This window comes from Rhizobium sp. BK313 (genome assembly GCF_014193655.1).
GTDB lineage: Bacteria > Pseudomonadota > Alphaproteobacteria > Rhizobiales > Rhizobiaceae > Rhizobium.
The window spans coordinates 219,631-231,366 of the sequence record NZ_JACHZQ010000008.1; the positions used below are offsets into that span (position 1 = coordinate 219,631).

Annotated in this window: 8 protein-coding genes; 5 read left to right on the forward strand and 3 right to left on the reverse strand. The window is 57.0% G+C overall.

Going from position 1 to position 11,736, the window contains the following annotated elements; translation table 11 throughout:
- Positions 1-102: 102 nt before the first annotated feature.
- Positions 103-1,734 (reverse strand): putative bifunctional diguanylate cyclase/phosphodiesterase, encoded by a 1,632-nt coding sequence (locus FHT86_RS31460; protein WP_133710815.1) that lies wholly within the window; start codon positions 1,732-1,734, stop codon positions 103-105.
- Between the two features lie 72 nt (positions 1,735-1,806).
- The gene (locus FHT86_RS31465; RefSeq protein ID WP_133710814.1) at positions 1,807-2,541 is read right to left on the reverse strand and encodes a helix-turn-helix domain-containing protein; all 735 of its coding nucleotides are present in this window, start codon (positions 2,539-2,541) and stop codon (positions 1,807-1,809) included.
- Positions 2,542-2,816: 275 nt separating this feature from the next.
- On the opposite strand from FHT86_RS31465, the gene FHT86_RS31470 reads away from it, so the two are divergent.
- From FHT86_RS31470 to FHT86_RS31490, 5 genes are all read left to right on the forward strand, one after another.
- A complete protein-coding gene (locus tag FHT86_RS31470; protein WP_246779743.1) occupies positions 2,817-3,011 on the forward strand; it encodes an ATP-binding protein in 195 nt (64 codons plus the stop codon).
- 213 nt (positions 3,012-3,224) lie between these two features.
- Positions 3,225-3,629: a hypothetical protein gene (locus tag FHT86_RS31475; RefSeq protein WP_166656971.1), complete on the forward strand. Its 405-nt coding sequence runs from the start codon at positions 3,225-3,227 to the stop codon at positions 3,627-3,629.
- 230 nt (positions 3,630-3,859) lie between these two features.
- Positions 3,860-4,102: a 30S ribosomal protein S21 gene (gene rpsU / locus FHT86_RS31480; RefSeq protein WP_133710811.1), complete on the forward strand. Its 243-nt coding sequence runs from the start codon at positions 3,860-3,862 to the stop codon at positions 4,100-4,102.
- 306 nt (positions 4,103-4,408) lie between these two features.
- Positions 4,409-5,017 (forward strand): DUF2026 family protein, encoded by a 609-nt coding sequence (locus FHT86_RS31485; RefSeq protein ID WP_133710810.1) that lies wholly within the window; start codon positions 4,409-4,411, stop codon positions 5,015-5,017.
- A gap of 257 nt (positions 5,018-5,274) precedes the next feature.
- Entirely contained in the window at positions 5,275-8,640 is a 3,366-nt protein-coding gene (locus tag FHT86_RS31490) for an AAA family ATPase (protein WP_133710809.1), read from the forward strand.
- A gap of 200 nt (positions 8,641-8,840) precedes the next feature.
- Here FHT86_RS31490 and FHT86_RS31495 read toward each other — a convergent pair whose 3' ends face one another.
- Positions 8,841-11,690, reverse strand: a complete 2,850-nt coding sequence (locus FHT86_RS31495; RefSeq protein WP_312862590.1) for an ATP-binding protein — start codon at positions 11,688-11,690, stop codon at positions 8,841-8,843.
- Positions 11,691-11,736: the final 46 nt, after the last annotated feature.

Consider the following 11,736-nt stretch of genomic DNA (forward strand, 5'->3'; position numbering starts at 1 on the left):
TGAAAATTACAGTCGAAACCTTTATGTCCCGTTAAGCTTCCTGTGAAGGATACAAAAATGAAAGTATTATCATAGTCTCTAAAGAATATTCAGCAATTCAATTTAACTACAACTCGTTTGCGTGATGAATTTCTCGATCGGACGTGGGTAGCCAAAAAGAAATCCCTGCATCTCCTGGCAGTTCAATCGAGAGAGCCAATCACGTTGTTGCTCCGTTTCCACTCCCTCGATCGTTACGGAGATGCCAAGTGAACTGAGAAGTCCAGTCATTGCCTCCAATATTTTTTCGGATTGTTTCGATGTCCCAACGTGCTGCACAAACGAACGGTCGATCTTGACCTTGTCGAAGGGAAAGCTCTGGAGATAGCTAAGCGATGAAAATCCTTTTCCGAAATCGTCCAGGGCGATGACAACGCCGAGCGCGCGGATTCGGTGCAGCATCTCCAAGTTCGCATCCGTTTCATGCAGCAGGATGGATTCGGTGATTTCCAGGACAAGTCGGCTTGGATGCAATCTGCTGGCTTGAAGTGCGGCCTCAACAATCGAAGGAACGGAACCGTCTCGGAATTGCCGAGGCGATACATTCACGGAGACGGTTGTCGATTCCGACCATGTCTCGGCATCGCGGCACGCTTGGTAAAGCACCCATTCGCCGATCGACGATATCAAGCCGTTTTCTTCTGCAAGTGGTATGAACTCCGCCGGCGATATCATCCCATGCTGCGGATGCATCCAGCGTAGCAACGCCTCGTATGAGCATGTCTTTCCCGAACTGCTATTCACAAGCGGCTGATAGAAGATGCGAAACTGCCCCAATTTCAACGCATGACGAAGATCTTCCAAGACCACTTGCCGGCGCCGACTTTCCACTTCCATGGAAGGATCATAAGTAAGGAAGCAGCTGCCTTGCTCCGATTTTGCGCGATAGAGGGCAATGTCCGCCTTTCTCAGCAATTCGTTCGACGATGTCCCATGGTCAGGTATTTCGACGACGCCGATGGAGACTTCCGCTGTTAATTCGACGCCGTTGATTTCCATCGGCTCGCTGATTGCGGCGATCACTCGGGACGCGACATCAAGCGCCGCGCTGGGCCAATCCTGAATCTTGAGAATTATCGCGAATTCGTCGCCGCCAAGCCTGCTGACAGTGCCCGCGTTTTGCACGACTTGCCGCATGCGAGCGGCGACCGTCTTCAAGAACTCGTCACCGACCCCATGTCCGTGAACGTCATTGATTTCCTTGAAATGGTCGAAGTCAAGCATCAGGACCGCGCCGATTGGATCATGTTCGAATACCGCTGTCGTCAGGATTGTCAGTTCTTCTTCAAGCGAACGACGGTTTGCCAAGCCTGTCAGGCTGTCATGATAGGCAAGGTGTCGGGCACGCCGCTCGGCGATGATACGCCGTTCGATCTCCTGCCGCTGGGATACATATTGCCATGCTCCAAAAGCCAGGAGCGCCATGGTGATCACGAGACCGAGCGACAGAGCCTCATCGAGCTGTATCGATACATGTCTTGGGCTAACGATCTTTTTTTCATCAAAGACGCTAATCGCCCAAGCAAAGTAGCAGATAAAAGTACCCCCCAACAATGAGAGGGTGCGGAACCACGACTTTGTCTGCCTGGCTGCGAAGGAATGCGCTGTTAACATTGAGCCGACCGGAAAACGAAACTGAGGTCCGTGATCCATTTTCTTTGTGGATTGTTCGAGTCGGTCGGAAAATGCGGTCAAATTATTAATGGCATATTAATTATATCGCTGCTCACGCATCCGTGATGCCTGTCAAGGTTGGCTCGATAGGCATCAGGCGATCAAACCTCGCCGAATAGCTTCCGCGACCGCTTCAACGCGATTTGATGCATCCAGCTTTTTGGTTACCGATCTAATGTAGCTGTCAACGGTTCGAATTTCGTACCTGCTTTCAACGGCAATCTCTTCGCTTGTGTACCCGCGACTGGCAAGCTGCAGGCACAACAATTCGCCTGGCGTTATTTCGAGATGCTGGCTTGCATATCGATCCATGATCGGTTTGGTCAAAGCTGCGTGCAACGGCGTCGATACGAATGAGAGAAATTGCTTCTCGTCACTCGTGAAGGGCTGTTCTCGAGTAAAGATCACGCAGCCGTAAATGCTTTCGTCAGTTCCAACTGGAAAGAGCGTTCGATTCATGACGCCAAACTGACGCGTCAATGCCAGCACATCATTCGATATGCCAAATTCGTCGGACGCCTCGGTCTCCGTGATAGCCCTGCGTCCCAGGAGCCCGGCGGGCACCAGGGGATCAGACTTACCTAGATCGCGCTCGAAATATTGTTCCAGCATCAATGGTGGCATGCTCGAATCGATCGATCGAGCATTGCCGAATTCGAATCCCGCAAGCTTGAGCCCGCCAACTGACACATAATCGAACGTAATGCTGGAGCGCAGAAACTCCGTCAGAAAATTCAGTCGCAAATGCCGATGCGGTGGCAGGGACGGCAAATCCATGTAATGGGCGAAGGAACTGGGTTCAAAAAGCGAAAACGGAACAACCGGCATGTTTACTCAAACTACTTTCAGCTGTGCACAATTTCTGAGCAATTTAGGCGGAATGAGAAAATAGACAAAATCAAATTGCAAGGAGCTGACCGTCACTCGTCCGTGACCAACGATCAGAATGGCGATAGAACTCGGCACAGCCGCAACTCGATCTCGGCCTATCTTCACCCGCGGTCGCTTGGCGCTTCCACAGGCGGAAGAAGCGGACGATCTGCCCGGGCTCAAGCATTTCGGCCTCGATAATACGCTCAAGACCGTCCATGAATTCGGTGCGAATGGTGGATAAAGATGTCCCAATCAAGGTGATGGACAACGGGATCGGCATACGGGCCGGCATGCAGTCCGAGGTCTTCCAGATGTTTGCTCAGGCGGGTGACCATCTTGACCATGCACAAGGCGGGCTAGGGATTGGCTTTGCCCTTGTGAACAGCTTCTCACTAATAACTCAACGTCGCCGCAAATCTAACTGAGTGGTAACAATCGACTTCCCAGATTCAGGATCTTGATCGATCGTTCGAATTCGAAGGCCGTCCTCTCCGACCTTCTCGATCGTCATTTTCGCTTTGCGATCCCCGTATATGGCACTCGCCCAGGTGACATTGAGATTGATGGTGTTCCCATCTCGCCTTCCCAGGAGTTTAGACGGCTTACCAGAGACTCCGACATAACTACCAGAATACGAGTTGCCGGACGCCCTGACATTCGCGGTGAAGCTGCGTGTGACAATGGCGAGAGTCCGGCATGTGCCGTTCATCGAAAAGCTGGACGACTTGGCATCCGATTGCATGCTGCACAAGACATTAACCTTGTTTCCGCCGATCTTTGTCAGGACCGCTCCGCCGCCCGTCCACTGCCCTTCTATCGACCTCAAGAAGGCTTGCTCCGAAGCGGACGCGCTTGACGAAAAACAGGTCGCGCAAGCCAGCGCCATGGCCGGTAAAATTCGCATGTTGGAATCCTGTTTGGTTGAAAATGACCAACTTCCGACCGAACAACTTGTTCCATTGAATAGCTCAATCGTTACAGGCAGCCTTTTCATGGAGCTGAAGCGGATGTTTCCCTTGGAAATCGAGCGGGTGGCTTCTTGAAGCTGACCTATGCGATGTCTGTCTCGAGTGATAGTGCACAACCAGCTGCTGGCTCTTGAAGGAATGTGAACTTTTGACCCACCAATCGCTAGCTGAGCTTACTCTAGGCCATTCGCGACCGTGTTCATAAAAACAGTGGCGACAGAGTAATCTGAGCAAACTGTCTTCTAAGCCTTGATCATTAATGCCCATAGATCTAATGAGGCGTCAGTGATCCCTAGGAGTTTGGAATGCAAGTTCTGGTACGTGACAACAACGTTGAGCAAGCGCTCCGTTTTCTGAAAAAGAAATTGCAGCGGGAGGGCGTTTTCAGGGAAGCCCGACTGCGGGAGCGTTTTGAAAAGCCCTCCGAAAAACGTGCTCGTGAAAAGGCCGAGGGTATTAGGCGTGTCCGTAAACTCGCCCGCAAAAAGCTTGAGCGGGAAAGCGGCATTTCGGCCCCAAAGAAGGCCAGAACTTCTGGTCGCAAGTGAGGATGGGGCGGCGGATGTTTCGTCCGTGAGGGGTGAGACTTTCGCTTGCCGGCGAGATCCCTTTGCCGTCGGTCGTGCCCGATACGGCGCTGCCGCCCTTGGGCTTGCAGCTTTGTGTCCAAAGCGAAGAGCATAGTCCGGACCAAACTTCGTGGCCCGGTATCGGATGGACTTAATGGACACGACGATACCGCACTCCCCCAACTTTTCCTCGGCCGTCCGCAGCTGAGCGGTAAGCGGAGATACAGCCAGACCGCATGGGCAATGCGGGATGGCTGAAATCACGAGCTAATGGGGTGAACGATCGTGTTGATCAAGCAAAGCGACTATCATCGGATTTACAAGGTGATCAACAGCCTGCTGATCGGCGAAGATGCCAATCCCGCCACAGCGTCGATGTATTTCAGCACATTTGGAGCCTTCATCCTCGAACATCATTACAAGGTAAAAGCGAAACCGAAGGGCGGGCTCGCCGCATATAATTTGGAAGGAACACGCATCCTTTTCGCAGATCACCGCGAAGACGGCTACGTCTCTGGCGCTGGAGAAAACTTTCACTGCTGGGTCGAGGCGGACGGTTGGGCAATCGACTTCATGGCCCCAACGTTCTCGGAGAGTGTCCCGGGTCTGGCGATGCCTTCGAAGATGTTTCAGCGCCCGCTTTTGTCAATGGCTCCATCTATCAACGACCTCGGCCAATCCGGCGATTTCTTCTATCGCTCTGAGCCTGAGGCAATGAGCCAGCGTTTCGCAGATTGGCGCAAGCATCCGATGATCGGAGACCTCGCCACCGTCGCCACCAACTGGTTTCGGAAATCGCCTAAGCAAATGCAGGCGTCAATCGCCGTTCAGGATCAGCGCGGGAGAACCAAGACTGTTCACCTTGTCGGCAATTCCCTCACTGGCGCCTGGTGATCTGCGGAAGTTCGACCAATTGCGCTGATATCGACACCGCTCTCGAGTCAATCTGATTGTCAGATCAGTTCTGCGCCTGACGGCGTCTCCTTAACGCCTGGGCAGGCGTAGCCGCGTACGAGAAGGTATGATCGACAATACTCCTGCCTCCGGCGATGTGCGCAACACGCGCCACTGCTTTCCTGCCGAGATCTTCCTCGGGATTTATCCCGAGACCGAGAGTCATGGTATGATCCGCCCACAAGGAGGTAGTTGTCATGTCGGACATCGCCTCGTGGCTGGCCCGTCTCGGGCTAGACAAGTACGCGGGGGCGTTCACCGCCAACGAAGTTGATTTTGATACGCTGCGACATCTCAGCGAAGAGGACCTGAGGGAGCTGGGCTTACCCCTCGGCCCGCGTCGGAAGCTCCTGGCGGCGATTGCCGCGATGGACGGCATGTCGCCAGCGAGTTCCGTGTCCGTAACTGGGCTTTCGCGTGTCCAAGCCGAGCGCCGGCAGCTGACCGTGATGTTCATCGATCTCGTAGGTTCGACCGAGTTGTCACAACGGCTCGATCCGGAGGAAATGCGCGACATTTTACGCGCCTATCAAAGTGCGGTGTCAACGCAGATTGCACGATACGACGGTTACGTTGCCAAGCTCATGGGTGACGGCGTGCTTGTCTATTTCGGTTGGCCAAGGGCGCATGAAGACGACGCTGAACGAGCAGTGCGAGCGAGTCTGGCGGCAATGACGGCGACCGCTCGCCTGACGACTCCAATGGGCAAATCGCTGGCGGCCCGGATAGGCATAGCCACCGGTCTCGTCGTGGTCGGCGACCTGATAGGTGAAGGATCAGCACAGGAAGAAGCCGTCGTTGGCGAAACGCCGAACCTTGCTGCCCGCTTGCAGGCCTTGGCCGAGCCAAACACCGTCGTGATCGCTGACGGCACGCACCGGTTGGTTGCCGGATTGTTTGAGATGATCGATCTCGGTCTCCACCAGCTTAAAGGTTTCGCAGCACCTGTCCCCGCCTGGCGCATTACCGGCGAGGCCGATGTCGATGGACGTTTCGATGCGTTGCACGGCATCGCAACGCCGCTGGTGGGGCGATCAGAGGAACTCGAGCTTTTACTTCAACTCTGGCAGCAAGCCCGGAAAGGACAAGGCCATGCGGTGATGCTGTCGGGTGAGCCCGGCATTGGCAAGTCGCGCCTGACGGCCGCCTTCGAAGAGCGACTGAGCAACGAGCCACACGCACGGCTTCGCTACTTCTGTTCGCCATACTACGTCAACAGCGCCCTTTACCCTGTGTTGAAACAGCTTGAGCGTGCTGCCGGACTTGAACGGAGCGATAGCGCGAGCGTGAAGCTCGACAAGCTTGAGGCATTGAAGCTGCAATCGACATCGGACACATTCGAAGCTGCCTCGCTTTTGGCGACACTATTGTCAATCGACACGACTGGCCGCTATGCGCCGACGACGCTGACACCACAAGCGCAGAAAGCCCGTACGCTCAGCGTTCTCATTCAACTGCTTGAAGGAATGACCGCAAACCAGCCCGTTGTGATGGTCATTGAAGATGCGCAGTGGATCGACCCGACGACTGCCGAATGGCTCGACATGCTCATCACACGCTTACGCGACCTGCGGATGCTTCTGATCGCCACCTCTCGCCCCGAATACCGGCCATCCTGGCTCGGATTGTCACATGTGACGGTGATCGCGCTTGGCCGTCTTGACCACGATCAGGCAGCAGCAATCGTAGACCGTGTAGCCGGCGGCAAAACCCTGCCTTCGGCAGTCAGGGACCAGATTTTGGCCAGGACGGAGGGCGTGCCGTTGTTCGTCGAAGAACTGACCAAGACCGTCCTTGTTTCCGGCCTGCTTGTCGACGCTGGCGATCACTATCGATTGAAGGCCCCATTGCCTTCACTTGCGATTCCTTCGACGCTGCAGGATTCACTCATGGCCCGTCTCGACCGAGCCTCCTCAGTCAAGAGCATGGCACAGATCGGCGCGTGCATTGGTCGTGTCTTCCATCACCGGTTGCTGGCCGCAATCACCGGATGCGATGCCGCCAAGCTCGGGGATGATCTTCAGAAGCTGGAAAAATCCGAGCTCGTTTTGCGAAATGGCGTCGCACCGGAGGCCACCTACGCCTTCAAGCACGCACTATTGCAGGACGCGGCGTATCAGAGCCTGCTCAAGAGCCAACGGCAACAGATCCACGCAAATATCGCGTCAACGATGGAGCTGCAGTTCCCGGAAATCGCCGAGACCGAGCCCGAGACGCTCGCGCATCACTACACGGCCGCCGGGCTTGCCGATCAGGCCGCAGGGTACTGGCTGAAGGCAGGGCAGCAGGCGCTGAAGCGGTCGGCGAATGTCGAAGCGTTGGATCACCTCGGAAAGGGACTGGAAGCGGTCGCGTCCCTGCCCCGCAACGAGGTCCGATTGCGGCGCGAGATTCATTTGCAGCGCGCCATGGGAGTGGCCGCAATGGCTGTCAAAGGCTGGGGCGCGCCAGACGTTTTGCTTGCCTTCTCTTCGGCACGCAGGCTTTGCGAGAAACTGGGCGATAGCAACGAACTCTTTATTGCGGTTCGAGGCGAAGCTTCATATCATCTTGTATCTGGTCACCTGCGCGAGGCAGACAACCTCGGCCGTGAATGTCTGCGGATCGCTCAGTCGGCAAATGACTTAGGCCTCCTCCTCGAAGCGCATCATCAGGTGTGGTCGAGCAAATTCTTTCTTGGTGACTATCGGGCCGCCGAGAAGCACACAAGCTGGGGGATCGCGACCTATGATCGCGAGCGGGATCATCGCCTGACCTATGTCTTTACGGGTCATGACCCTGGAGTGTGTTGCAGGAATTACTTTTCGGAAATTCTCTGGACTCGCGGTTACCCCGACCAGGCTTTGCACCGCGTCCGAGAGGCGCTGGCACTGGCCAGACACGTGTCTCATTCCGTCAGCATAGCCACCGCACTGAACAACTTGACCAATGTCCACCTCCTGCGCCGTGAACCTAGGGCAGCCCTCGAAGCGGCGCAGCAGCAGCTTGAGATATCCGCAAAATTCGACCTGCCGCTCATGGCAGGGATAGCCCGTTTCCACATTGGCTGGGCGCTGGCTCAACAGGGAGAATTGGAACGGGGTATCCAGGAAATGCACGAAGCCGTTGAAGCCGTTGCGGCTACCGGCGCGGACATGGGCATGGCGTTCCGCCTCTGTATCCTGGCGCAAGCGCACGGGCAGTTCGGCGAGGCAATCGAAGGGCTAATCGTGTTGGAGAAGGCGTTCGCAACCACGGCCATGACCCGCTCAAAATATAAACTGCCCGAACTACTGCGCACCAAGGGTGAACTCTTGTCGCGCCTGGAACCACACGGCGATGCTGCCGAGAGGTGGTTTCGAAAGTCGCTAGTAATGGCCCGCGCCGAGGGCGCGAAATCGGCGGAGTTGAGAGCTGCAACAAGCCTTGCCCGTTTCTACTTCGACGAGGGTCGAGGCAAAAAGGGTCGCGGGATTCTCGCCCCAATCTATACCTGGTTCACCGAAGGCTTCGAGACCGGAGATCTTGTCGATGCCACGGCGCTCCTCGATAAGCTGCAGCAGGATCGACCCTGCGCCGGTTAGCCCTATAACCTTGGCGATGGCGAAAACGGAAAAGAATATTGATGGGCGACCACACTGGCATGCCCTATCCTTGGCGGTGCCGGTAGCGGTGAGACGACATTTCATCGGAGACCTCGTTAAACGGCACTGTAAAATTATCGGCGTTCGGGTTAGGTAGGACCTGAGGTCTCTGATCAGGCGACAGCCGAGGGCCAGATTGACTAACCAAGTCCCGCAAGGACGTCAGCGGCTGCACGAAGAGTGAGCGTGTCTCTCCCCTCCATCAGCCGCTCGTAAACGGGTCGAAGCAGCCTATCGGCTTCCGCAGTCCGCCCTTGCACCGTCCACAGCCTCGCCAGGTCAGTCGCCGCCCGGATTTCCCAGGCTCCAGCGCCTTGCCTGCGGCTCACGTCCAATGACAGCGCGAAGTGGGTCTCAGCATCCATGTTACTCAGTCCGGGTGCCGCCAACAGAATGCTGCCCCTGAGCCGCAGAAGCTCCGAAAGATAGGAATAGTAGCCCTTTTCCTCGATCAACTGCTCGGTTTCCTCCGCGAGTTCCCATGCTTCGGCGGATCGCCCGCCGGCCAGCAGGCCCATGATGAGAACGAAGTGGAACCGCACCGTGAAGAGTTCGAAGCGCGTGGCGTGCAGGTCCTCCAGCTGCTTACGCAGTGCCGTAACGCCGGCTTCGAAGTCACCGCGCCGTATCGCGATCTCGGCTTTGTAGGCATGACCCATGGAGAGATAAGGGCCGAAAGCCTGGGTTTCCGCTCTGGCGATGAAGGAAACCAGATGTTCCTCCGCCACGTCGAAATCGCCGATCCACAGAAGCGTCGCGATCGAACTCAACGAGATCGCGAAAGAGACGGGATGGCGCATCGTCTCCGCATCCTTGAAGCATTGGCGGATCACCGCGCGAGCCCGGTCGGTATGGCCTTCCAGCCAGAGATTTGTCGACCATCCTATCCTGGCCCAGGTGTAGTGATCGAAGCCGTAGTGCGTCTGCTTGCTGGCTGGCGAGAGACCGTGCTCGACAACGGGTTCCAGTGTCGCGTGCGCCTCAGCAAGGCGCCCGACGAGGCAGTAGGAGAGACCGAGAAGAGCTTTGGACAGCGTGGTCGCAGCAGGATCGCCTATTCGATCGGCGATCTGGGTGCAGCGCTCGGCGTATTCCACGCATCGCCTGAACTCGCCGCTGCGCAGATGGAAGAAATGTATCGGTCCCAACAGTCTTGCGGCATTGAGATCGTCACCGCGCGCTTCGGCAATTTCCAGACTCCTGTTCAGCGCGGCAGCCGACATCTCGTTGTGGCCTCTCATGAACATCATCGAGACTCCGAACGCCGCCTGGAGCTGCATCTCCTCGCTCGTGCCACGGGTGGCATCGTCCAGCGACTGGAGCGCGCGCTCCGTCCATCGTTGGCACTCGGGCAGCAAGCCCATCGCACGGAAGACAGGAGCAACAGAGGCGACAAGGCCGACTCCGAGCGGCGTATCGCCGTTCTCCCCGAAACACCATTCGAGCGCACTGCGAACGTTGTCGACCGCATTGAAGTGCGGCGCTCGCTCCAAGGGGGTCGAGAGCGACGTCCACTCACTGCCGTTATTTTCGAACCAAAGGCGGCAGTAGGCCGCGTGCCGCCTCGCCAGTTCCCGCCACTCATCATCCTTGCTGAGTTCGATCACGTAGGCGCGCGTGGTGTCGAGAAGCCGGTAACGCATCATCGCACCGATCGGGCGGGCGGCCACCATCGACTTTTCCACCAGATTGTCGATAGCCGCGAAAACCGAAGCACGCTCGAGCGTGTCGTTCGTCACCACGTCCAAAGCAGCATCGAGTGGAAAATTTCCCACGAACACCGCGAGCCTGCGCAGCACAGCACGTTCGGTTTCGGACAGAAGCCCATAGCTCCAGTCGAGGGTGGCCTGCAGCGTTTGCTGGCGCGGCGGGGCCGTCCGCAAACCCTGCCACAGGTGCGTCAGCCGTTGATCGAGCAGTGCTGCGGTCTGTTCCAGACCATAGGCCTCGACGCGTCTGGCGGCGAGTTCGATGGCCAGGGCGACCCCATCGAGCTTTCGGCATATGTCGCAGACTATCGCGGCTTCGGCCTCGTTCCCGTCGAGCTGGGCACCGCTGGCTATCGCTCGTTCGACGAAGAGCTGTGCTGCCGGATACTGCTGGACGGCTGTCGATGGCGCTTCAGTGACTTCCGGTGGGTATCCCAGAGCATCCAATCTGTAGATGCGCTCGCTATCGATGCGCAGCGCCTCACGGCTCGTCGCTATGATGTGCACCTGTGGTGCGGCATCCAGAATGGACGAAGCAATGTTGGCGATCGTTTCCACCAGGTGCTCGCAGGTATCGAGGATCAGGAGAAGGCGTTTGCCCCGGAGAAACCGCACGACATCGGGTGTCGCGTCTTCGGCCTGCACCGAAAGTCCGAGCAGGGCAGCGATCGTCGTCGCTGCAAGTCTTGGATCGGCGACTACGCCGAGATCGACGAACAGCACGTGTCCGGCAAAAACCTCGGCTGCCTGATGCGCTGCCGCAATCGCGACGGTCGTCTTACCCACTCCGCCCGGGCCGACGATCGTGACGAGCCGGGAATCCGTCAGCTGCGCGCCCAGCTTCATGATATCGACGTCACGGCCGACCATTCGTGCTAGCCGTGGAGGAAGGTTCGCATGCGGAAACGCGTCTTCGACGGGCGGGTTATCGCGATGATCGGCCAACACGGCTACAGTGGGGGCGACGAAACAGTAGCCCCTCCCCGCAATCGTGGTGATATAGCGTGCGCCGTCCTGGCCATCTCCGAGGGCCTTGCGCAACCCGGCCATATGGAAGCGAAGGCTGCCTTCCTCGACGATCGCGTCGGGCCAGACCCGGTCCATCAGGTCCTTCTTGCTGACGATTTCGTTTGGGGACGTCACGAGCGCTATAAGAATGTCGAGGGCACGTCCGCCCAGTTCCACCGGGACACCTTCCCTGGTCAGAAGTCTTTCGCCTACCACCAGCTTGAACGGTCCAAAGCGAATTCCCGTGCTATCACCGACTGCTGCCATCGCCATGGCTCATCCCTCACGCCGACGTCTCTGCGCTGGCGGAGATTAGTCC